Genomic DNA, 22734 nt, shown 5'->3' with positions numbered 1-22734 from the left:
TGATTTATGAAATAGTGACTATACCAATTCTAATTGCTATAACCTAGCTGACGAAGGAAAGTGATGAGCAATCAACTTGCTTGCGATAGCAATGCTATTCGTAAGTCTATAGAAGTGCTGTACAAGCAAGAAAGCCGGAAAATTTACGCGACACTGATCCGCCTTTTAGGTGACTTTGAGTTAGCAGAAGAAGCATTGCAAGACGCGTTTAATATGGCGTTAAAGCACTGGCCTACTCAAGGCATGCCAGAAAACCCAGTCCCTTGGTTTATTTCTACTGGTCGTTTTAAAGCGATTGATGCAATACGTAAACAGCAACGTCAAAGAGAAAAGCTAGAAGTTGCTGCTACTGACTTGGATGGGGTTTCTGATATCGCAGGCCACGCTCAAGAGCAAAACGCCAATGCAATTGAAGACGACCAATTGCGATTAATTTTTACCTGCTGCCATCCGGCTATTGATCCAAAGGTACAAGTTGCGCTTACTCTGCGGGAGGTCTGTGGACTAACAACAGAAGAAATTGCCAGTGCATTTTTGGTGTCTAACACAACAATGGCACAACGAATTGTGCGCGGCAAAGCGAAGATCCGTGATGCCCGTATTCCGTTCGAACTGCCAGACGACACTGACTTTAACAACCGACTTGATGCGGTGCTCACGGTTATCTATCTGGTCTTTAATGAAGGGTATTCAGCAACACAAGGCGAACTTGCAATACGCAGTGAACTGACGTCCGAGGCCATCCGCTTAACTCGTTTACTTTATTCTCTAACACCAGATCCAGAAGTGGCGGGGTTACTCGCCTTGATGCTCTTGAATGATGCAAGAAAGGCGGCGCGCACCAATGCCAGCGGTGACATCATTTTACTGGAAGATCAAGACCGAAACCTTTGGAGTAAAGGTATGATCGCCGAAGGTACGCAGTTGGTCGCTGAAATAATGCGCGCCGGTGAATATGGCTTTTACACCATTCAGGCGGCTATCTCTGCGACTCATGCTGTTGCGACAACTGCAGCGGCGACAGATTGGTCACAGATTGTTGAATTATATGCTCAGCTACACCAAGTAAGCCCGTCTCCTGTTATTGAGCTCAACCAAGCGGTCGCAATCGCTATGAAAGAGGGGCCGGATGCGGGTATTACCATTATAGAGCGGCTATTTGAGCACAAAGAAATGCAAAGATATCACTTGGCTCATGCGGCTTATGGCGAACTATTATCTCGTGCTGGCAGAACGGCTAGTGCGATTAATGCATTTAAAACGGCTCTCAACTTAACAACGCAATTACCAGAGCAAAGGGTTCTCAAACAAAAGCTTCTCAAGCTAGGTGAAAATTAATTAAGAAAATTTTCCTTACTTTGTCGATCTCTAAAGAATGCATTCGACTAGAGTGTATAGAGCACTTTATTTATTAACACCGCAGGTAACCTTTGGTTATTCAGCTCTATTTATAAAAGACAACAGGAGAATTGACGATGAAAGTAATGGTGATTGTAAAAGCAAGTGAAGGGTCTGAAGCAGGGGAGTTACCAACCGCGGAATTAATGGCTGCGATGGGAGAATTCAATAATGCATTAGTTGATGCTGGAATAATGACTTCTGGTGATGGTTTAAAGCCGAGTAAAGAGGGAGTTCGCGTTCGTTTTAAAGGCGAAGAGCGCATAGTAACTAAAGGGCCTTTTGCAGAGACTAATGAGTTAATTGCGGGTTATTGGGTATGGGAAGTAACATCAATGGAAGAGGCGTTAGAATGGGTTAAGCGCTGCCCTAATCCCATGAATGAGGAATCTGATATTGAAGTTCGACCGTTTTATGAAATGGCTGACTTTGCTGATATCGATCCCAGCGGCGAAATCCTCGCAGACGAAGAACAATTAAGACAAAAGATTGCGATGCAAACTGCACATGTTTGCAATTATTTGTTTTTTGCAGGGCGTACCGAAGAGGCACTTGAATACTATCAACAGCATCTATATGCCAAAGTCGGTCTGCTTATGCGTTTTAACGAAAGTCCAGATCCTATTCCTGATGGTGCGATACAAGAAAACTTCTCAGATAAAGTAATGCACTGTGAGTTTAGCATTGGCGATATGAAGATTTTTGCATCTGACGGCTGTGGTGATGATGCTTCGTTTGCAGGATTTAGTCTGTCTATAACCATTGATTCTGAACAAGAAGCTCACCGTGCATTTAATGCGCTAGCCGATGGTGGTACGGTCAGAATGCCATTACAAGAAACATTTTGGTCCCCCCTTTATGGTCAAGTCGTTGATAAATTCGGTGTTGCGTGGATGGTGATGTTACCTAGTAATACTAATTAACCTTGAGCACGGAATAGCTAAGTCAGATCGAGCAGCAAAAGACGTTCGCTATTCAGATACTAGTTAATAAGGAGCTGGACACACTATGAAATATGTCGCTTTAGTTTATTACGATGAACAAGCAATGGAAAAGCTCTCACAAGATGAATGGGACGCACTTAACCGTGAATGTATCGCGTGTGGGGAATCATTAAAAGAGCGCGAGCAGATGATAGGGGGCAACGCGTTACTCTCAACTCAAAGTGCGACAACCTTGCGGGTACGAGCGGGTAAAGTCGATATTACCGATGGCCCATTTGCAGAGACTAAAGAGCAGCTTGCGGGGTTTTATTTACTTGATGTCAAAGACTTAAATGAGGCCATCCAAGCGGCTAGCAAAATTCCGCCAGCGCGCTATGGCAGCATTGAAATTCGGCCTGTTCGCGAGTTACAAGACGAGAACAATGTCAGCTATGAAGCACAAAGACGAGAATAATAGAGGGGTCAAAGATGAGTTATATAGATGGTTTTGTATGCGCTGTACCCACCAGTAAGCGTGAAGAATATCAAGCACACGCCAGCAAAGCGGCAAAAGTGTTTAAAAAATTTGGAGCAGAACACGTTGTCGAGGCCTGGGGGGATGATGTTCCTGATGGTACGCTTACCTCTTTTCCAATGGCTGTAAAATGTAAGCCTGATGAAACAGTGGTGTTTTCCTGGATCACTTGGCCTTCAAAAGAAGTGCGTGATGCTGGAATGGCAGAAGTATTTAAAGATCCTATTTGCGATCAAGAAGCTAATCCAATGCCGTTTGATGGCAAAAGGCTTATCTATGGTGGCTTTATGACAATAGTAGAGTGTTAATCTTAGTTATTAAATTGGGCTGAGTTATCAGTCCAATAGACATGGAGCTGATATATGCCGAACTTTACCATTACCACGTTTGATTGGGTGCCTGAGCTGCCAAGAGGATATGTCAGGGATATTCGTTTGCGCTGGGCGCTAGAAGAGGCGGGCATACCCTATGATATAGAACTTACCGCATTCAATGAACGAGAAAATGCGCATTATTTACATCAACCATTTGGTCAAGTTCCTTGGCTTAGCCATGAAGATAAGGAGATATTTGAAAGTGGTGCTGGTCTGTTATACATCGCTGAACATAACGATGAGTTAATATCGACAGAAAATAGATCATCGGTAATACAGTGGTTATTCGCCGCGCTCAACTCTGTAGAAATGGCAACTCTTCCATGGACAATTTTGAAATTTTCTGAAGATACTTTTGAGAGTGATGGCAGCAAAGCGATAGAGCGATTTTTACATAGCCGTTTGAAACACATGAATGAATATCTTCGGGGAAAAACTTCGTTGGCTGAGCAATTTTCTGTTGCAGATATCGCGATGGCTGACGTGCTTCGTTTGGTCGATAGGTTTGATGGGCTAAATCAATATAGCTATTGCCGAAAGTATCTAGAGCAATGTGTTTCTAGAGCTGCTTTTAAAAAAGCATACAAAGATCAGCTGGAATTGTACTCTAGAATATAGTGACTATATAAATGGAAGGTGGTGTTTATGCAACAAATTAAAAAAGCCAGCAATTTGCTGGCTTAATGCTTAAATTGGCGAAAAGGTAGGTTAGTTACCATTTTCCTCAGCGTACTTTTTGCACGCTTCTTTATCTTCACACTCACCGTATAAATATAGTGAGTGATTCGTGAGTTTGATGCCATTGCTGTTCGCGATTTCTTCTTGGCGTGTTTCAATAACGTCATCTTCAAATTCGACAACTTTGCCACATTTTAAACATACCAAGTGATCATGGTGCGTGCTGCCAGACAGCTCGAAAACAGATTTACCGCCTTCAAAGTGGTGACGTGTTACAATACCAGCATCATCAAATTGGTTTAGCACGCGATATACTGTAGCTAGGCCAATTTCTTCACCTTTGTCCAATAAGATCTTGTACACATCTTCTGCGCTGATGTGTTGATTATCAGGAGACTGAAGGATCTCTAAAATTTTGATGCGTGGAAGCGTTACTTTTAAACCAGCCTTTTTAAGCTCTAAGTTGTGATCAGTCATTAAATCTGTCTCAATCTGTTAGTTATAATTTGTCTTAGGTCAATATTCACGACGCTATAACCTAAGAATAACTTGCTCGGGCAGCAAGTGCAAAGCAAATGGAATTAATCTTCCAGCTCGCTTAAGCACATTTCGTCATATACTTGTGCACACCACTGTTTAACGCGTTGCTCTGTTAGCTCAGGCTGGCGATCTTCATCAATACCAAGGCCAACAAACTTACCTTCTTCAACTACAGCTTTTGATGCTTCAAAGTCATAACCGTCGGTAGACCAGTGACCAACTACAATCGCACCGCGTTCGGTAACGATGTCATTAACCATGCCCATCGCGTCAAGGAAATATTCAGCATAATCTTCTTGGTCGCCACAGCCGAAAATAGCAACTAACTTACCTTCGAAATCGACTTCTTCAAGTTCAGGGAAAAAATCATCCCAATCACACTGAGCTTCGCCGTAGTACCATGTTGGAATACCGAAAAGTAGTAAATCGAATTCGGCAATCTCTTCTTTACTGCTTTTAGCGATGTCCTTTACGTCTACGAGCTTTTTACCTAGCTCTTTTTGAATCATTTTAGCAACGTGTTCTGTGTTACCAGTATCACTGCCGAAAAAAATACCTACGCTTGCCATTAATTTCTTACCTTCTATCTATTAACCGCTAACTTTTCTTGTAAGATGGTCTCGATGAGTGCACTTCGACTAATGTTTTGCGACTCCGCCATATCACTTAGCGCTTGATACAACTCTGATGAAACCTTAAATTCTACTCTTTTTAGGCCACGCGCGCGATCCCTCTTAATTTGATTGCGCTTGTTAACCTTTAACTGCACTTCTCGTGGCAGTGGATTCGTCTTAGGACGTCCTGGACGTTTTTCATTTTCAAATAGGTCGATAGTTGTTCTATCAGTTTCAGCCTTGGCCATTATCCAACACCTGCGCCTTGCCAAAATACTTGGATCAAGCCTTTTGCTATAAATCCAGAACAGCCGAGAAACAGCACTAGCCAAACGATGTAGCGTCCGAACTTTGGCACATCACCTTTTTTCAGTACGTCCTGAATTGCCATACCGATGAAAAAGAATATACCAGCTAGCGCAAACCACAGCCCTAGCGTTTCAAATTCATTTATAAATTGACTGACCATCTGAGCTCTACTCAATACTTAAACGGCGGCTACTATACCATAACCTACATGCATAAATTAAGTTTATAACGGTAAATTCAATTCGTTTTATTGAAGAAAATCAATAATTGAGCGATTTACAGCTTCAGGCTTTTCAGCATGTAGCCAATGTCCCGCACCTTGTATTATTTTTGCTCGCGCATTTGGGAAAAAACGAGCGATGGGCTCCCTATGCTCAGGCAGGATATAGTCAGAATTATTCCCTTTAATGAACAAAGTATCGCATAAACAGGAATGCGTTTCATTAATATTAGATGTAATTGCGTCGTATTTTTCAGTAATTACATCTAAATTAAAACGCCAAGTAAGCTTACCTTCTTCATTTTTTGCCAAACTTTTAAGCAAAAACTGACGCACGCCGACTGTTTCAATATATTGGGACATTATGGTATCTGCTTCACTACGACTTGATACATCACTTTTCTGCACTTCGTTAAGCGCGGCAATTATTGCGTCATGCCTTGAGTGATAATCAACAGGCGCAATATCTAATACGACAAGTTTGTTGATGCTTTCTGGGAATAATTGGGCGAATTGCATTGCCACTTTACCACCCATTGAGTGGCCAACTAGGCTGACTTTATCCAGTTTTAACTCATCCAATAACGCTTTGATGTCGTTTGCCATTATTGGATAGGACATTTGCTCATCATGAAAAGAGCGACCGTGATTTCTCAAATCGACGTTAATCACACTGAAATGTTCAGCAAGTGCTTTTGCCACCACATTCAAATTTTCCAAGGAACCAAAGAGTCCGTGCATAACAAATACACTAGGTTTGGCTTGGTCGCCAATTTGTTGATAGTTTAACTGCATAAATCCTCCAAAATTGGCGCTAATTGTGACATTGAAGAGTAAAAATGCAAAGCCATAGAGTAATAAGTTAAATTTGGATATACTAAGTGGCAATTGAAATGAGTTGCTCCTAATTAGCATAGATGACAGGAAACGCATGAAAAAGATAGAAATAGATGACGAGCTATATCAATACATTGCAAGTAACACACAAAGTATTGGAGAAAGTGCTTCTGAGATTTTACGTCGTTTATTAAAACTTACTTCTGGGACAGAATCTAAAGCCGTCACACAGCAGGAAGAAAAACAAGTACCAGAAATTACAGCTGAGTCACAAACAAAAACACCAAGCCAACCTGTAAAACCCGTTGCGAATGTCTTTAATATTCTAAATAAAGAAGAGCTTGCCATGCAAAAGGGCGTGGTCGGGCGATTTTTGTTTATCCTATCCGCGCTTCATCGTACACATAAATCCGAATTTAATTGTGTGCTCGAAATTAAAGGCCGCGATAGGATTTACTTCGCCACGAGTAAAAATGCGCTACTCGAAAGTGGTAGCAGTATGAACCCGAAAAATATAGCAGACAGCGAATATTGGGTGATGACAAATTCAAATACGACTAGAAAGAAAATGATGCTTCATGAAGTAGCTAAGGTGTTAGGTTACACAGATGAAGCTGCCGAGAAAATTAGAGACTACCTATAAGTAAGGAAATCTTATGGCGATCCATCCGCAAGCTGGCAAAAAGGTATCGAAAGAATTATTGGTAAATGTACCTAAGCTGGTTTCATCGTACTATTTAAATGAGCCTGACTTAGAAGCGCATCCAGAGCATTGTGTCGCCTTTGGCACAAGTGGCCACCGAGGTTGCTCACTTAATTTTAAGTTTAATGAGTCGCATATTCTGGCCATCACTCAAGCGATCTGCGATTACCGTAAAAACAACAATATTTACGGTCCGCTTTTTCTTGGTAAAGACACTCATGCGTTGTCGGAGGCCGCTTTTAACTCGGCTATTGAGGTCTTGGTTGCCAACGAAGTACAAGTTATCACACAACAAAATGATGACTACACTCCAACCCCAGTGATCAGCCATGCGATTGTCTCGCACAATTTAGTTAATCCTCATGAGCTTGCAGATGGAATTGTCGTTACGCCATCACATAACCCGCCAGAAGATGGCGGGTTTAAATATAATCCTCCGAATGGTGGACCTGCCGATACCGATGTCACCAAATGGATTGAAGATAGGGCGAATCAGTTACTACTCGAAGATTTGGTTGAAGTTGAACTATTTCCGTTTGCTAAAGCGAGAAGATCTGGATTTATCAAGTATGAAGATCTGATCACTCCATATGTTGAAGACTTGGGTAACATAATTGATATGGAAGCCATTGCTCGAGCCGGAGTTAATATTGGTGTGGATCCTCTTGGTGGTTCAGGTGTTAATTTCTGGCCAGTGATCGCCAAACACTACGACTTGAAGCTGACGGTTGTAAATGACGTGGTCGACCCGAGTTTTGCCTTCATGCCACTTGATAAAGACGGCAAGGTGCGCATGGATTGTTCATCGCTTTTTGCGATGGCTAATTTGATAGCACTAAAAGACGACTACGATATCGGTATTGGTAATGATCCAGACTTCGACAGACATGGCATTGTTACCCCTGATGGCCTGATGAATCCTAATCACTTTTTAGCGGTTGCAATTGACTACCTCATTAAACACCGAAGCTGGAAGAGCTCAGTAAAAATCGGTAAAACACTGGTATCTAGTGCCATGATTGACAAAGTGTGTGGCGCAAACGGCCGAGAAGTTTACGAAGTGCCAGTAGGCTTTAAATGGTTTGTAGACGGGTTAGCGGCTGGAGAGCTCGCGTTTGGCGGTGAAGAGAGTGCTGGCGCAGCGTTTTTAAGAAAAGATGGCACCACATGGTGTACAGACAAAGACGGTTTTATCATGGGGTTACTTGCTGCTGAGATCCTAGCTGTTACAGGTAAATCGCCATCTCAGCATTATCACGCTTTTGAACAAGCATTTGGCGCGCCTGTATACAAGCGTATCGATGCACCCGCAAATACTGAGCAAAAAGCAAAGCTCAAGGCATTAAGCGCGGACAATATCAAGGTGGACACCCTGGCAGGTGATCAAATTACTCAGATATTAACCAATGCCCCTGGTAACGGCGCGGCTATTGGTGGCCTTAAAGTCGTTACCAAAAATGGTTGGTTTGCGGCGCGTCCATCGGGTACTGAAGATATCTACAAAATTTATCTTGAATCATTTAAAGGTGACGCGCATTTAGCTGAACTTGAACATGAGGCAAAGACATTGGTTGACTCAGTGATTAGTTAACAAAAAGCTTCTAAAAGCCATACTCCTCGTATGGCTTTTTTGTATCCCAATGCGGGTTATACCAATTAGTCGTAATACTTGCTCAATTTGAAGGAGTAAATCTGACGCTAACCGCGTTAAAAATTTCTTATTTAGAATAACTAAATAGCAAAATTTTAGCCTTGTTATCGACAAGATTTTCTCGCCTCAAAATAGATCACTTAATTAAGATAATTGGTATTACTCAACAACATCAATTTGGAATTATGACGTACTTAGCAGAATTAAAACAAAGCGGTGACTTTCTTACTATCACAAGAAATAACGAATTTACACTTGAACCCGTGAGCTTCACTTTAGACAACGGTACCTTGGTGGAAGTCCATGATACTGGTGTGATCCAGTTTACGCCTGTAGGTGAAACAACGAAAGATATTGTGCTATCGAGCGCTGTGCACGGTAATGAAACCGCGCCAATTGAGATATGTGATGAGCTTATCCAACATATTATTACTGGCAGACTAGCGTTGGTACAACGGGTGTTATTTATTTTTGGCAACCCGAAATCCATTAATATTGGGCAGCGTTTTGTCGATGAAAATCTAAACCGCCTATTTAACGGCGCACATAATCAAGAAACAGATAATCCAGAAAAGGTCCGAGCGCAAAAACTAGAAGGTTATGTTAGGGCTTTCTTTGAACAGGGAAGCGGTGAGCGCTATCGATGTCATTACGACCTTCACACTGCTATTCGAGGATCTAAAAACGAAAAGTTTGCAGTCTATCCATTTTTACATGGTAAGCCGTGGAAGAAATCGCAGCTGCAATTTTTATTGTCATGCGGTGTCAACACTGTATTAATGATGCGATCGGCTGCTACGACATTTAGTTATTTTTCTTCTTATCAGTTTGGGGCCGACGCTTTTACTATCGAACTTGGACAGGTTAAGCCATTTGGTGAGAATAACATGGCAAGCTTTGCAAAAACCAAAGAAACGCTAAAAGCATTAATTAGCCAAGAAAAATTAGAATATAAAGAATTTAATGCAGATGAGTTCGAGCTGTTTACGGTTCATCGTACAATCAATCGTACTCAAGCCGAATTTTCTTTTCCATTCGCTGATTCTGCTGAGAATTTTACAGGCTTTTCGAAAGGTGAATTACTAGCGACGGACGGAGATAAGCAATATTTCGCTGAAGTTGAGGGGGAAGCTATTATCTTCCCAAATGCCAATGTTGCTTTGGGGCAACGTGCATTACTAACGGTTATCCCGTTAGAGGTTGATGAAAACTTTATATAAATCATAGATGTAAAATTCTACTTGCCTTCGTATCAAAATCTTTCCAAAAACATTGATGCATTTTCACGGTTATTCATCTAGGATTAGTTGAATAACCGTTTACGTTAACGTAAAGTTGAAACGCTTTAATTTAATTTACTTACTTAAATCGCAAATATTATTCAGTCTTTGATAAGTTGTTAGACCAGTTATTCATACTAACCACGAATGTGATCAAGACCAATTAACACAATCATAAATGCGAGGTGAGTTAAGACTCTTTTCGTCTTACGCAATCTGAAGCCAGATCTCGTATGAGAAAGTCGGGTTTGAACTCCGTAAGTTTGTTATGACAACAAGAGAAGGTAGGTTATGACTAACCCCAATAATATATCCTTAAATATCAGCCACGCGCTGGAATTTATAGATGGTCATGCACTCAATATCCCTACATTAAAGATTTTAAGTGACCAAGGCGATGTTTTAGACGGTGCAACAGCACCTGATATTGATAAAGAAACGGCATTAAGAATTTACTCAACAATGCGGTTTATCCGTTTACTTGACGAGCGTATGCAAGGGGCTCAGCGTCAAGGACGTATTAGCTTCTACATGCAATGTCTTGGCGAAGAAGCCGCTGTTACGGCAAGTGCTGCAGCGCTTAAAGAAGATGACATGATCATGGCTCAGTACCGTGAGCAAGCCGCAATTCACTATCGTGGTTTTTCGCTTGAGCAGTTTATGAATCAGCTATTCTCGAATGAGAAGGACTTAGGCAAAGGCCGCCAAATGCCTGTGCATTATGGTTCTAAAGAATTACATTACTTGACTATTTCGTCGCCGCTAGGAACGCAAATTCCTCAAGCAACGGGCTATGCATACGGCCAAAAGCTAAAACACATTGATAAAGAAACTGGCGAGCTAACGTCTGAAATTGACAACGTCACGATTTGCTATTTTGGCGAAGGTGCTGCGTCAGAAGGTGACTTCCACGCTGGTCTAAACATGGCCGCGGTGCATGGTTCACCGGTCATCTTTTATGCACGTAATAACGGTTATGCGATTTCAACACCTGCGGATGAACAGTTCAAAGGTGATGGTATCGCCGCTCGCGGTGTGGGCTATGGTATTAAGACCATCCGTGTGGATGGTGCCGATGCGCTTGCTGTTTACGCCGCAACACAAGCCGCGCGTAAAATCGCAGTTGAAAACGGTGAGCCTGTGATGATTGAGTCTATCGCATATCGTTTGGGTGCACATTCAACATCTGATGATCCGTCTGGTTACCGTACTAAAGACGAAGAAGCTGAATTTAAAAATAGTTGCCCAGTAAATCGATTTAAGCAATGGCTTCTAAAACAAGGTTGGCTGGATGAAGCCCAAGATGATGCGGAAAAAGAGAAAATCCGTGAAGATATCTTGGCTGCATTGAAGGTTGCAGAAAAAGTACAGAAGCCTGCATTAGAAGATCTGGTCTCAGATGTTTATGACACGCCAATTCCATCGCTGCAGAAGCAATATGATGAATTGAAAGCGCATATTAAAGCTTATCCAGACGCATACCCAGTCACAGCAGGGAGAATTAAATAATGGCTAAAATGAACATGCTACACGCCATTAATTCGGCGCTAGATATCACGATGGCGGAGCATCCGCAGGCTTGTATTTTTGGTGAAGACGTTGGCTACTTTGGTGGTGTATTCCGTGCAACTTCAGGCCTTCAAGAAAAATATGGTAAACACCGTGTTTTTAATACGCCATTGACTGAACAAGGTATTTTGGGTTTTGCTAATGGTCTTGCTGCGTTTGGTGCCCCTGCGCTTGCTGAAATTCAATTTGCGGATTATATCTTCCCAGCATTTGACCAAATCGTGAACGAGTCGGCCAAGTTCCGTTATCGCTCAGGTAATGAGTTTGATGTGGGTAACTTAACAATTCGTACGCCATACGGTGGCGGTATTGCAGGTGGTCTATATCATTCACAATCACCAGAAGCTTACTTTGCACATACACCTGGTCTTAAAATTGTAGTACCGCGTAACCCGTATCAAGCAAAAGGCCTACTGCGTGCTGCCATTAAAGATGATAACCCGGTTATTTTCTTTGAACCTAAGCGCTTATATCGCGCCTCTGTTGGTGAAGTGCCAGAAGAAGATTACAGCATTGAGCTTGGTAAAGCTGAAGTAATTAAAGAAGGTACTGACATAACGCTATTGGCTTGGGGCGCGCAGATGGAAATCATCGAACAAGCGGCACAAAAAGCTGAAGAAGCGGGTATTAGCTGTGAAATAATCGACTTAAGAAGTATTCTTCCTTGGGATATGGACACGGTAGCCAAGTCAGTGGTTAAAACGGGTCGTTTGGTCGTGAGCCACGAAGCGCCAATCACAAATGGTTTTGGTGCTGAGATCGCAGCAACCATACAAAAAGAGTGTTTCCTGCATTTAGAATCTCCAATTGAGCGAGTTTGTGGATTAGATACGCCATACCCTCTAGCACTTGAAAAAGAGTATGTGCCAGATGCACTGAAAGTGTTCGCCGCTATCAAACGTTCTATGGAATTTTAAGGATAAGTTATGGCTAAAGAATTTATCTTACCAGATATTGGTGAAGGCATCGTAGAGTGCGAAATCGTCGAGTGGTTGGTGGCTGTTGGTGACGAAGTAAAAGAAGATCAACCTATTTGTGACGTAATGACGGATAAGGCACTAGTGCAGATCCCAGCGGTACATGACGGTGTGATCACCAAGCTGCATTACGAAAAAGGTGAAATTGCAAAGGTGCATGAGCCTTTGTTTGCAATGGATGTTGCCGGCGAGCAAGCTGCTCAGCCTGAGCAATCGGCACCTCAGTCCTCGCCAACTACTTCAACCAGTGCTGTACTTGAAGACTTTATCTTACCTGATATTGGTGAAGGCATTGTTGAGTGCGAAATCGTTGAATGGCTTGTTGCTGAAGGCGATGAAATCAAAGAAGATCAGGCCGTTTGTGATGTAATGACTGACAAGGCGCTAGTGCAAATTCCAGCCAAGTACGATGGTATTGTTGAAAAACTCTATTATCAAAAAGGTGAAATAGCACAGGTGCATAGTCCGCTATTTCAAATGAAGTTGGCGTCATCTCACGCCGGAAAATCAGACGATCCAATCGCTGATGTTCACAAGCCTAAAGAAAGTACAGTACAAGCTGCTACTGCAAACGATGAGGCTACGCGTAGTTTACCGAAAAATGGTAAAGCGATTGCCTCTCCGGCAGTACGCCGCAAGGCGCGCGAAGTTGGTGTTGACCTCTCTGAAGTACCAGGCTCTGGTAAAAATGGTCGCGTGTATAAAGAGGATATCGAACATTTCCTTGAGCACGGTGTAAGTGGTGCTTCGACCACGAATGAAGCTAACACAACGATACAGTCTCAAACACAAAAGCCGACTCCTACCTCAGAAGGTGGTAAAAGAGTTGAGCCTCTACGTGGTATGAAAGCGGCGATGGCCAAACAGATGGTGGCCTCTGTTTCGACGATCCCACATTTCACTTACTGTGACGAGATTGACTTAACCGATTTAATAGCGCTTCGTGGTGCTTTGAAAGAGCAATATGCCAAACAAGGCGTGAAGCTTACTATGATGCCATTTTTTATCAAGGCGTTGTCACTTGCAATCAACGAATTCCCAATTTTGAATGCAAAAGTAAATGATGACTGTACGGAAATCACTTATTTTGATGACCACAATATTGGTATGGCGGTGGACAGCAAGCTCGGTCTTCTTGTACCAAATATTAAATCATGCCAAAGCAAATCGATTGTAGAAGTTGCCCAGTCTGTTACTGAACTGACAGAAGCCGCTAGGGAAGGGCGTGTATCTCCTGATTCTCTGAAAGGCGGTACTATCTCAATCTCAAACATAGGGGCGATTGGCGGTACGGTTGCGACGCCGATTATCAATAAACCGGAAGTTGCTATCGTTGCACTTGGCAAAGTTCAGCAGTTACCACGCTTTGATGCACAAGGTAATGTGGTTGCGCGCTCTATCATGCAAGTAAGTTGGTCTGGCGACCATCGTATTATTGATGGTGGCACGATCGCACGCTTCAATAATTTATGGAAAACCTTCCTAGAGGAGCCGGCTAAAATGATGATGGCAATGCGCTAATCCTTGTTTTTGCTAGTTTCTACTTGTTGTAAAGGGCCTTTACGGCCCTTTTTTATGTCCCGCTATATATATGTAAACCACCGTGAAAACAAACTTGTAATACCTGTTTGCTTAATTTAGAGAGCTATTCTGAAGCAAGAAAGCCTTTTCGATAACACTGCTACGTCACCAGCTATCGTCAAAGTATCTACATTCATGTAGGCAAAAACTCTATTCTAAGTAGGAAGTTCTTAACGGAGTTAGCGTCAGATTCGTTCCTTCAAATTGAGCGAAAGTTTATTAGATATTATCTGCATTTCTACATTCTAACTCTTTGTATATAAAAGATAATTGGAATAGAGCTTAAGGAGCAACTGCTAATTATTTTGCAAAAAAATATTAAAAAGATCCCATTACAATAATTGTACTTCGTATTTATTTCTTTACAATTACTAGAGTGGGTGGGATGACTAAAATGGTATTTTTTCAACTAATTAACAATGGATGCGGGTTAGCTCTGTGTAGTAAAAGTGTAAAAATAAATTTGTACACTTTTTGGGGATAATGGAAATTGCGTTTAGTTGTATTTGCTTTTTTTTAAATTAAGTTAATCTGATCGCGAGACTAATTTTGTCTCAAAGAAAAAGTATAATTAGGGAAAGTCTATATGAAAAAAAGCAAACTGAGTAATGCTATTCACTCTGCATTAGCCATCTCATTGACAGGTATCATTGCATCAACAGCGATTGCAGAAGAAGTTGCTTCAGATGAATCACTTGATAAAGTTGAAAAGATTCAGATTACAGGTTCACGTATTGCCCGTTTTGAGTTGAGTCAACCAGCGCCCATTATTTCAATAACTGGTGAGGAAATTGAACAAGCGGGTATTCCAGACCTAGCTTCTGTACTTGCAGAATTACCTGCGATTGGTGCGACCGGAACAATTCGAGCCAACTCAAATAGTAACGGTTCTGCAGGTATGAGTACTGTAGATTTGAGAAGGCTTGGAGTAGCCAGAACCCTTGTGCTCGTTAATGGTAAGAGACATGTTTCGGGTGAAGCCGGTTCTTCTACAGTTGACCTATCGACTATACCTTCCGCATTGATTAAAACAGTTGAAGTGACAACTGGTGGTGCGTCAGCAGTTTATGGTTCTGATGCGGTATCAGGTGTTGTTAACATTATCTTGAAGAAAGATTTTGAAGGTCTAGAGCTAAGCGCTAGTTACAGCGACTCAACAGAGGGCGTGGGTAGTAAAAATAGTGCATATAGCTTAGTTGGTGGTGTGAATTCAGAGGACGGCAAAGGGAATGTAACCTTTTTCGTAACAAAAGACACTATAGAAGAAGTTATGACAAAAGATATGCCAAACTTCAATCTTGGTGGTCATATGCCAAATCCTGAAAATACTGGTGAAGATGACGGGATCTTTGATGAGCTTTGGGTTCCAAACGTTGTGTCGGAGTATGTTAGCCCTAATGGTGTATTGAGAGGTGGCGGTATTAACTACACATTCTCGAATGACGGCATTGGTGAGTTCATGCCAACTCGAGGCTTATTCGCCAATAGTGCGTTTGCAAGCTTCCCTGATGGTTGTAAATATTGTTTCTCTCCTGAAGACTATGTGAACTATCTTCCTCAGCGTGACAAAGTTTCAACAGGGGCGTTGTTTAACTATGCCTTTAACGATAATGTAGAGCTTTATGGTGATTTCAAGTACGTTCGCTCTGATATCGCTCAACAATTCCAGCCAAGTTTTCGATTTGGCCAAAATAGAATCAAAGTGGCAGATAACCCTTATTTATCTGCTGCAGATAAGAAAGTATTTGCAGATCGTGGACTAGAAGAAGTTCAAATTAATAAATTTCTAGACGAAATTGGTAACCGTTCGGCTAAAAACAAACGAGAAACGTTTACGCTTATGTCTGGGTTACGTGGTGCCTTTACTCTGAGTGACACAATATTTGATTACGATGTGTATTATTCATACGGCCGCACTGAAAATGACCGAATTACTGAAAATGATTTAATTTTGGGGAATTGGGCGGCAGCAATCGATGCGGTGATCGATCCGAATACGGGTAAAGCAGACTGCCGTAGCAATGTTTCTGAAGCTCAGCCGGAAGGTTACCAGAGTCCAGAGACAGTAAATATTGGCGGATGTGTACCTTACAATCCATTTGGATTTGGCCAAGCCTCAGCTGAAGCTATGGATTGGATCACAGCCGATGTTACCAGAAGCGATGCTGTGAAACAGCGTTTCGTGGGTGGTTCTGCATCGTTTGATACCGCTGAGTTTTTTGAATTACAAGGTGGTGCAGTTGGATTTGCGTTTGGTTATGAAAAGCGTTGGGAGTCGTCAGAGACTATCACCGATGAATTAACTCGTTCAAATGTATTATCAAATTCTGCTACACCAAATGTATATGGCGAGTATAATGTATCAGAATGGTTCGTCGAGACACGCCTACCAATTTTGGCTGATGTATTTTTAGCCCATGAACTTTCTGTTGATGCAGCGTTCAGAAGAGCAGATTACTCACATACCGGTGAGGCTGATGCTTGGAAAGTTGGTTTTATGTGGTCTCCATTAGAAGGCTATAGCTTACGTGGTACTTTCGGCGAAGCGGTTAGAGCACCAAACATTGCAGAGTCGTTCTCTCCACGATCACCAGGTTTTGGTCGAGTTACCGATCCATGTGACGTCGATAATATTTCCGATAACCCAAACCGTATCAAGAACTGTGCGGCATTAGGGATCCCGGCTAATTTCCAAGCTGAAGATAATGTATCAAAAGAGACGCTTACAGGCGGTAACCCAAATCTTAACCCAGAAGAAGCTGAGTCGTTAACTTTAGGCTTTGTATTCACGCCAATTGAGGGGCTGTCGGCGAGTATTGATTACTTTGATATCGAGATCACAGACGCAATTCAATCGCTAACAATACAAACCGTAGCGGATAACTGTGTAGATGGTCCTGATCTAGATTCTGTCTTCTGCGGACAAGTAACTCGCGATCCGGCTACTATGTCAATTACGCGTGTTGAGTCTGGCTATTTAAATACAGCTAAACTAAAAGTTAAAGGTGTTGAAGCTGATATTCATTATAATACAGATCTGACATCTATTGGACTTCCTGGTGATCTGAAATTAAAGTGGTTTGTTAGCCATTTGATCGAAAGAAATACATTCCAATTCCAAAACCGCCCTGAGCTTGTAAAACGCGAACATGGCGAGCTTGGTGATCCAGAATGGCAAAGCACGTTCAGAGCAACTTATGCTCAAGATAACTGGTCTGCAACATGGTATGCAAGATTTATTGATCGCTCAGCTTTGATTGATTTAGAAGATACACTGACTGAATCAGGAGAAGAAAGAGGCGAGTCGAAAGAAGACCAAGAGCATTCATATACTGGTAGCTTTATAACGCATGACATTTCTGCTAAGTATCGCTTCGACAAAGCTTCAGTAGAGGTTGGGTTTAGAAACGTATTCGACAAAATTCTACCAGATTACGTAGATGGCCGAGGTGCAAACTCTTCACTCTATGATCCTTGGGGTCGTAAAGTGTTTGTGAATTTGAAATATAATTTCTAATCTAAATACGAGAAAAGAGTACTCAAAGTAGTACTCTTTTTTCATAAACTTTCACTTATACCAATTTGCTTAATTAAGTGATATTTGCCGATAATACTACTGATACATCCAGCTACTCTCCAAGGTACCTAAATCCATCTAGGGAAGCCAAAAGCTTTTCTATTTAGTTGTTCTAAATAAGCAGTTCTTAACGCAGTTAGCGTCAGATTCGCTCCTACAGATTGAGTAAGTATTAAGACAAATCGTTATTAAACTTGCCTACATGTGTGCTCTTTATTCCACTTTACTCTGGTGGTTTTGTTGCGAAGCGAATTTGAAGGAATACCTTTCGCTTTTCCTAAATTGTGATTTTGATTAGTACTATATGAAATTTACACGATTTTTTAGGTTTAGCTTAAGTTGTTTCTCGGAACTCAACACTAGAGTGCTCTATCACATAAACGATAAAGCACTGAGTTGTGGTTAGTTTAACCCTTTCTTTGAATAAAGGGTGACTTTGTCAGAAAGTAGCGTTACTTTAATATGCTTGTCTTCGCTTCCCCAAATACAATTGGTATGTAGTGTTTTCTCTTCACAGTTATCAGCAGAGCCAAGAATACTCTCAACTTCAGCTTTGTCCATGCCCACTTCTATTTTATTGTAGTTTTCTAAACTTACTTTAGAACAGCCGACTAGGGTAAGTAGCGCAGCAGCAGTTAGTAATTTTTTCATAGGGTTGCCCGTCTAATGTTTGTATTTTCTTATTTGAAAGATGACCCCAAGTTTAGGGTGATCTAAGTAATGTATGTCGCCGCTATACACGCGCGTATATTGAGACATACGAGCAGTACGAATATCGTTACCGTCTTCGTACTTTAAATCTAAATCTGTGGTTACGTAAAGGTAATGTCTCACGTGAATTTTAATCAAGCCTTCAAGCTGCCAATGCACATGCTCTTTCGATTCTTCGATATTAAAACGCTTCGATAGTGACGAAAACTGATCGTCATTTTCTATTACGCTATAACTGGATGGCGATGCAAACTGTTTGCCAGCAATAATCTCGATATTAGGAGCACGCTTATTACTTTGTTCTGGGAATCGCCAACCAGTGTGCAACAGTGGCTTGAGCCCTTTACGTTTTAGCTCTGCAATCTTGTTGGAAAAATTAAGCTGGGACTCATCCAACAAGTAGATAGAGTCCATGTGTTCTTGTGGATCAACTTTTGGTGAAAGAGGCAACGTGTCGAATTTTTCAACATAGTTTGCATCTGGATCGCAAGAACTAGAGTGCGCGCCCGACGTTAATCCTCGAATAAAATCTTGCTCAGCAAACTGCTCACTGCCTTCCAAGCATAGTTTATAGCCGGTGGTATTAAAACCGTCGAATAATAGTGACTTGATGGTTTTTTTATTGAGCGGTTCAGGTTCAATACTAAAGTCTTCTCGCAAAGAGAAACTAGGCTCTTGCTCAAATGCTATCATTTCTACTTCAAACCAACGGGTGGCATGTGCAGACGCGCTACTGACCAAAGCCGCTAGGATGGCCAGACTTTTTATTGTTTTCATGCTACAGCCTTTTTCTCAAAGTCATCAATCATCGCATTAACCAGTTTTAATCTCTCTTGGCCATTTTTTTCTTCGATCAGGAACTTCAGTTTATTCGCGCCTTCCATTCTATAGGTTGACGGGCTACTTTGTATCAATCCTATGATGAATGTTGGGTTAACTTTTGTATGACTACTGAACTCAAAGAAGCCACCTTTGGGGTTTGCTTCGACCTTGTTAATGCCCAATTGAGTTGCCTTTAGCTTAACAGACTGCACCGCAAAAAGGTTTTTCGCCGCATCTGGAAGCAGTCCAAAACGGTCGATTAATTCGATTTGCAGCTCATCAAGTTCCGCCAGCGACTTAGTGCTTGCGATGCGTTTATACATGCTAAGACGAATATTTACATCATGAATGTAATCGTCCGGTAGCAGTGCTGGGAACTTAAGATCAACCTCACTTTGCTGCTGAAGTAGGTTATCGAGTGTTGGCTCTTTGCCATTTTTTAAGGCTTCAACTGCTTGTTCTAGCATTTCCATATACAGCGTGAAGCCAACGGTTTGAATTTGACCGCTTTGGTCATCTCCCAGTAGCTCACCCGCACCACGGATCTCTAAATCGTGGGTGGCAAGGGCAAAGCCTGCGCCTAAGTCTTCGAGTTGTTCTATGGCTTGTAAGCGCTTGACCGCGTCTTTAGTTAAGGCTTGGCTATTCTTCGTGAGTAGGTATGCGTATGCTTGGTGATGGCTTCGTCCTACACGGCCGCGAAGCTGATGTAATTGTGCCAATCCGAGTTTATCAGCCCTATCCATAATGATGGTATTAGCAGAGGGTATATCGATACCGGTTTCAATAATGGTTGTACATACAAGCACGTTATACTTTTGGTGATAGAATTCACCCATCAAGTGCTCAAGTTCTTTTTCACGCATTTGCCCGTGGGCAGTAGTAACGTTAGCTTCTGGCACGAGTGCCGAGATATCAGCGGTGACCTTATCTATCGTCTCGACGTTATTGTGGAGGAAGTAAACCTGTCCACCGCGCTTTATTTCACGCAGAATTGCTTCGCGAATAAGCTCGTCGTTGCGCTCTCGTACAAAGGTCTTTACCGCTAATCGTTTGGCTGGAGGTGTTGCAATAATAGAGAGATCACGCATACCACTCATCGCCATATTCAGCGTACGCGGGATTGGGGTTGCGGTCAGGGTAAGAATGTCGACATCTGCTCTTAGCTGCTTAATCTTTTCTTTTTGTCTCACACCGAAGCGGTGTTCTTCGTCGACAATCAGCAGACCCAAATCGGCGAACTTGATGTTTTCTTGAATAAGCTTATGGGTGCCTATCACAATATCAATTTTGCCTTCTTCAAGTTTTTGTAACGTCTCTTTTTGTTCTTTCGCTGAGTTAAAGCGCGAAAGCACACCGACTTCAACTGGCAGATCGGCAAAACGGTCTTTAAAGTTCTCAAAGTGTTGTTGGGCAAGTAGCGTAGTTGGCACTAAGACGGCCACTTGTTTGCTATCGTTGACGGCAACAAACGCAGCACGCATGGCCACTTCGGTTTTACCAAAGCCAACATCGCCACAAACAAGTCTGTCCATCGCTAGGCTTGATTGCATGTCCGCAAGTACGGCTGTGATTGCATTGCGTTGATCGTCTGTTTCTTCAAATGGGAAGCTATCAGAAAAGTCTCGATAGGCACTTGCATCTAGCTTAAATGCATAACCCGGTTTACTTTGACGTTTTGCGTATATGTCTAGGAGTTCAGCAGCAACATCTCTGACTTTTTCAGCCGCTTTGCGTTTTGCTTTTTCCCACGCGTCATTACCCAGTTTATGAAGTGGTGCAGAAGCTTCTTCACCTCCTGAGTAACGACTGAGCATATGGAGTGAAGAGACAGGCACATAAAGTTTAGCGTCATTGGCATAGATGATAGTCACAAACTCGGTAGCAATACCCGCTGCATCTATGGTTTCTAGCCCTAAATAGCGACCTACACCATGATCTAAATGAACAATAGGTTGACCTTCTTTTAACTCAGCGAGGTTTCGGATCAGCGCATCTTGCCCTTGCTCGTATTTATGTTTGCGGCGGCGTTTTTGGGAGATTTTAACACCTAACAGTTCTTGCTCGGTGATGATAGACAGCGATTTTTTATCCAGTAGTTTCACACTGGTAGCGAGTGGAGTGACGACCACACCAACATCTGAGTCGCTAGATACAAATTCTGCAATGCGCTTATAAGGCTTAAGCTTTAGCCCTGTTGGTTTTAATAAGGTAAGCAGTGACTCTCGTCGGCCCTCTGATTCAACACTGAATAACACGCGAGACTTTTGTTTTTTCTCAGCAGCGATGTAATCGAGGATTTTTTGATATGGATTAGCTTGTTTATGCTCAATGCGAACATCGTCGATTAATTCAGCTGCGACATTGCTATTGCCCGCTTTGGTCCCCAGCATCGCTTGACTAAGCTTTATTCGAGAGAAGCCGTTAAGGCCTTCAAACAAGGTCTCTATTGGCTGATATAGCTTGGCTGGTGAAAGTAGCGGACGAAGTGGGTCAACCCGGCGACTTTCGTAGCGTTTAGATACGTCTTGCCAAAAGGTTTGCGCCGCAGATTCAATGTCGCCAAAAGGCATAAATACGGTATCTTCAGGCAAATAGTCAAACACCGTCGCTAACGAATCGAAAAAGAGCGGCAAATAATACTCTATACCAGCAGGCCAGTTTCCTTTACTAACCTGCATATAGATGCTGTCTTTTTCACTACTTGCGCCAAACGCTTCGCGGTAATTAATTCTAAAGCGTTCAATGTCTTCTGCATTGGTTGGGAATTCGTGCGCCGGTAATAAATCGATAGCATCAATCTCATCATTTGAGCGTTGGCTTTCGATATCAAAATGACGAATTGAGTCTAACTCATCATCAAAGAAATCTAGTCTAAAGGGGAGTGGGCTACCCATGGGGTATAAATCGATAATGGAGCCTCGAACAGCAAACTCACCATGTTCCATTACCTGCTGAACATGACGATAACCCGCTTGAGTTAAGGTATCACGCAAGCTTTGTGCGTCTACTGTGTCACCTTTTTTTACCTGAAGACTCATGCCGTGGATAAAGCTAGGTGGTGCGGTACGTAGCATAAGGGTTGAAACAGGAATGATGAGTACGGATTGCTTTTCCTGTTTGAGTGTATTTAGCGTCGCAAGACGCTGAGAAATAATATCTTGATGTGGTGAAAAGTGATCATAGGGTAATGTTTCCCAGTCAGGAAACATCATGACTGGCGTATCTTTTAAAAGATACGCCAGTTCATGCTCAAGGCGAAGTGCAGAGGGGGTGTCGGGAGTGACGAGTACAACTAAGTTGTCATGTTGTTGGATGTGCTCACTCAAACACAGTGATAAGCTACTGCCAACCAAATTACCCCACGAAATTTTATCCTTGTTTGATTTTACCCAAGGTAAATTGTTCCATTGCACATTCGCCATTGATTACTCC

Annotated in this window: 20 protein-coding genes; 12 read left to right on the top strand and 8 right to left on the bottom strand. The window is 42.2% G+C overall.

Going from position 1 to position 22734, the window contains the following annotated elements; genetic code table 11:
- The first annotated feature begins 63 nt into the window (after positions 1-63).
- The 5 genes from ABMY45_RS19675 to ABMY45_RS19655 all read left to right on the top strand — a co-directional run bounded on the left by ABMY45_RS19675 (position 64) and on the right by ABMY45_RS19655 (position 3848).
- Positions 64-1338, top strand: coding sequence for an RNA polymerase sigma factor (locus tag ABMY45_RS19675; protein ID WP_349289375.1), 1275 nt, complete (start codon positions 64-66; stop codon positions 1336-1338).
- Positions 1339-1475: 137 nt separating this feature from the next.
- On the top strand, positions 1476-2321 hold the full coding sequence (locus tag ABMY45_RS19670; RefSeq protein WP_206472900.1) for a YciI family protein: 846 nt from the start codon (positions 1476-1478) through the stop codon (positions 2319-2321).
- An 85-nt stretch (positions 2322-2406) separates the two neighbouring features.
- A complete protein-coding gene (locus ABMY45_RS19665) occupies positions 2407-2796 on the top strand; it encodes a YciI family protein (RefSeq protein WP_010372682.1) in 390 nt (129 codons plus the stop codon).
- A 14-nt stretch (positions 2797-2810) separates the two neighbouring features.
- Positions 2811-3164 (top strand): DUF1428 domain-containing protein, encoded by a 354-nt coding sequence (locus tag ABMY45_RS19660; RefSeq protein ID WP_174168900.1) that lies wholly within the window; start codon positions 2811-2813, stop codon positions 3162-3164.
- 54 nt (positions 3165-3218) lie between these two features.
- Positions 3219-3848, top strand: a complete 630-nt coding sequence (locus tag ABMY45_RS19655) for a glutathione S-transferase family protein (protein WP_206472901.1) — start codon at positions 3219-3221, stop codon at positions 3846-3848.
- A gap of 90 nt (positions 3849-3938) precedes the next feature.
- On the opposite strand, the gene fur is transcribed toward ABMY45_RS19655, so the two are convergent.
- The 5 genes from fur to ABMY45_RS19630 all read right to left on the bottom strand — a co-directional run bounded on the left by fur (position 3939) and on the right by ABMY45_RS19630 (position 6386).
- Positions 3939-4385, bottom strand: coding sequence for a ferric iron uptake transcriptional regulator (gene fur, locus ABMY45_RS19650; RefSeq protein WP_010372691.1), 447 nt, complete (start codon positions 4383-4385; stop codon positions 3939-3941).
- Positions 4386-4489: 104 nt separating this feature from the next.
- Positions 4490-5017 (bottom strand): flavodoxin FldA, encoded by a 528-nt coding sequence (gene fldA, locus ABMY45_RS19645; RefSeq protein WP_206472902.1) that lies wholly within the window; start codon positions 5015-5017, stop codon positions 4490-4492.
- A gap of 14 nt (positions 5018-5031) precedes the next feature.
- Complete coding sequence (gene ybfE, locus ABMY45_RS19640) at positions 5032-5310, bottom strand: LexA regulated protein (protein WP_010372698.1); 279 nt, start codon at positions 5308-5310, stop codon at positions 5032-5034.
- Positions 5310-5531: a DUF2788 domain-containing protein gene (locus tag ABMY45_RS19635; protein WP_010372701.1), complete on the bottom strand. Its 222-nt coding sequence runs from the start codon at positions 5529-5531 to the stop codon at positions 5310-5312. Before ABMY45_RS19635 ends, ybfE begins: the two co-directional genes overlap by 1 nt.
- Before the next feature lie 87 nt (positions 5532-5618).
- Complete coding sequence (locus ABMY45_RS19630; RefSeq protein WP_206472903.1) at positions 5619-6386, bottom strand: alpha/beta fold hydrolase; 768 nt, start codon at positions 6384-6386, stop codon at positions 5619-5621.
- A 136-nt stretch (positions 6387-6522) separates the two neighbouring features.
- On the opposite strand from ABMY45_RS19630, the gene seqA reads away from it, so the two are divergent.
- The 7 genes from seqA (at position 6523) to ABMY45_RS19595 (ending at position 17706) form a co-directional block, all read left to right on the top strand.
- Positions 6523-7071, top strand: coding sequence for a replication initiation negative regulator SeqA (gene seqA / locus ABMY45_RS19625; RefSeq protein WP_206472905.1), 549 nt, complete (start codon positions 6523-6525; stop codon positions 7069-7071).
- Between the two features lie 13 nt (positions 7072-7084).
- Entirely contained in the window at positions 7085-8722 is a 1638-nt protein-coding gene (gene pgm / locus ABMY45_RS19620) for a phosphoglucomutase (alpha-D-glucose-1,6-bisphosphate-dependent) (RefSeq protein WP_206472906.1), read from the top strand.
- A gap of 245 nt (positions 8723-8967) precedes the next feature.
- Positions 8968-10002: a succinylglutamate desuccinylase gene (gene astE / locus ABMY45_RS19615; protein ID WP_349289374.1), complete on the top strand. Its 1035-nt coding sequence runs from the start codon at positions 8968-8970 to the stop codon at positions 10000-10002.
- Between the two features lie 351 nt (positions 10003-10353).
- A complete protein-coding gene (locus ABMY45_RS19610; protein WP_010372716.1) occupies positions 10354-11571 on the top strand; it encodes a thiamine pyrophosphate-dependent dehydrogenase E1 component subunit alpha in 1218 nt (405 codons plus the stop codon).
- On the top strand, positions 11571-12548 hold the full coding sequence (locus ABMY45_RS19605; protein ID WP_010604720.1) for an alpha-ketoacid dehydrogenase subunit beta: 978 nt from the start codon (positions 11571-11573) through the stop codon (positions 12546-12548). The genes ABMY45_RS19610 and ABMY45_RS19605 overlap by 1 nt, the downstream gene beginning before the upstream one ends.
- A gap of 9 nt (positions 12549-12557) precedes the next feature.
- Entirely contained in the window at positions 12558-14129 is a 1572-nt protein-coding gene (locus ABMY45_RS19600) for a dihydrolipoyllysine-residue acetyltransferase (protein ID WP_174168894.1), read from the top strand.
- Positions 14130-14775: 646 nt separating this feature from the next.
- The gene (locus ABMY45_RS19595; protein WP_206472908.1) at positions 14776-17706 is read left to right on the top strand and encodes a TonB-dependent receptor; all 2931 of its coding nucleotides are present in this window, start codon (positions 14776-14778) and stop codon (positions 17704-17706) included.
- Positions 17707-18168: 462 nt separating this feature from the next.
- Here the strand turns inward: ABMY45_RS19595 and ABMY45_RS19590 are convergent, their stop codons facing one another.
- From ABMY45_RS19590 to mfd, 3 genes are read right to left on the bottom strand one after another with little or no spacing between them, the layout of a single operon-like run.
- Positions 18169-18417, bottom strand: coding sequence for a hypothetical protein (locus ABMY45_RS19590; protein ID WP_010604723.1), 249 nt, complete (start codon positions 18415-18417; stop codon positions 18169-18171).
- A 12-nt stretch (positions 18418-18429) separates the two neighbouring features.
- Positions 18430-19254 (bottom strand): CsiV family protein, encoded by an 825-nt coding sequence (locus tag ABMY45_RS19585; RefSeq protein WP_010604724.1) that lies wholly within the window; start codon positions 19252-19254, stop codon positions 18430-18432.
- Complete coding sequence (gene mfd / locus ABMY45_RS19580) at positions 19251-22724, bottom strand: transcription-repair coupling factor (RefSeq protein WP_206472909.1); 3474 nt, start codon at positions 22722-22724, stop codon at positions 19251-19253. The genes ABMY45_RS19585 and mfd overlap by 4 nt, the downstream gene beginning before the upstream one ends.
- Positions 22725-22734 lie beyond the last annotated feature (10 nt).

It is taken from the genome of Pseudoalteromonas sp. XMcav11-Q, assembly GCF_040104525.1.
Lineage (GTDB): Bacteria > Pseudomonadota > Gammaproteobacteria > Enterobacterales > Alteromonadaceae > Pseudoalteromonas.
This window is presented reverse-complemented; position numbering and strand designations above follow the sequence as displayed.

Bases quoted from the DNA above. Each gene is read 5' to 3' on its own strand.
- ABMY45_RS19675 (WP_349289375.1), top strand. From the start codon at position 64: ATGAGCAATCAACTTGCTTGCGATAGCAATGCTATTCGTAAGTCTATA.
- ABMY45_RS19670 (WP_206472900.1), top strand. From the start codon at position 1,476: ATGAAAGTAATGGTGATTGTAAAAGCAAGTGAAGGGTCTGAAGCAGGG.
- ABMY45_RS19665 (WP_010372682.1), top strand. From the start codon at position 2,407: ATGAAATATGTCGCTTTAGTTTATTACGATGAACAAGCAATGGAAAAG.
- ABMY45_RS19660 (WP_174168900.1), top strand. From the start codon at position 2,811: ATGAGTTATATAGATGGTTTTGTATGCGCTGTACCCACCAGTAAGCGT.
- ABMY45_RS19655 (WP_206472901.1), top strand. From the start codon at position 3,219: ATGCCGAACTTTACCATTACCACGTTTGATTGGGTGCCTGAGCTGCCA.
- fur (WP_010372691.1), bottom strand. From the start codon at position 4,385: ATGACTGATCACAACTTAGAGCTTAAAAAGGCTGGTTTAAAAGTAACG.
- fldA (WP_206472902.1), bottom strand. From the start codon at position 5,017: ATGGCAAGCGTAGGTATTTTTTTCGGCAGTGATACTGGTAACACAGAA.
- ybfE (WP_010372698.1), bottom strand. From the start codon at position 5,310: ATGGCCAAGGCTGAAACTGATAGAACAACTATCGACCTATTTGAAAAT.
- ABMY45_RS19635 (WP_010372701.1), bottom strand. From the start codon at position 5,531: ATGGTCAGTCAATTTATAAATGAATTTGAAACGCTAGGGCTGTGGTTT.
- ABMY45_RS19630 (WP_206472903.1), bottom strand. From the start codon at position 6,386: ATGCAGTTAAACTATCAACAAATTGGCGACCAAGCCAAACCTAGTGTA.
- seqA (WP_206472905.1), top strand. From the start codon at position 6,523: ATGAAAAAGATAGAAATAGATGACGAGCTATATCAATACATTGCAAGT.
- pgm (WP_206472906.1), top strand. From the start codon at position 7,085: ATGGCGATCCATCCGCAAGCTGGCAAAAAGGTATCGAAAGAATTATTG.
- astE (WP_349289374.1), top strand. From the start codon at position 8,968: ATGACGTACTTAGCAGAATTAAAACAAAGCGGTGACTTTCTTACTATC.
- ABMY45_RS19610 (WP_010372716.1), top strand. From the start codon at position 10,354: ATGACTAACCCCAATAATATATCCTTAAATATCAGCCACGCGCTGGAA.
- ABMY45_RS19605 (WP_010604720.1), top strand. From the start codon at position 11,571: ATGGCTAAAATGAACATGCTACACGCCATTAATTCGGCGCTAGATATC.
- ABMY45_RS19600 (WP_174168894.1), top strand. From the start codon at position 12,558: ATGGCTAAAGAATTTATCTTACCAGATATTGGTGAAGGCATCGTAGAG.
- ABMY45_RS19595 (WP_206472908.1), top strand. From the start codon at position 14,776: ATGAAAAAAAGCAAACTGAGTAATGCTATTCACTCTGCATTAGCCATC.
- ABMY45_RS19590 (WP_010604723.1), bottom strand. From the start codon at position 18,417: ATGAAAAAATTACTAACTGCTGCTGCGCTACTTACCCTAGTCGGCTGT.
- ABMY45_RS19585 (WP_010604724.1), bottom strand. From the start codon at position 19,254: ATGAAAACAATAAAAAGTCTGGCCATCCTAGCGGCTTTGGTCAGTAGC.
- mfd (WP_206472909.1), bottom strand. From the start codon at position 22,724: ATGGCGAATGTGCAATGGAACAATTTACCTTGGGTAAAATCAAACAAG.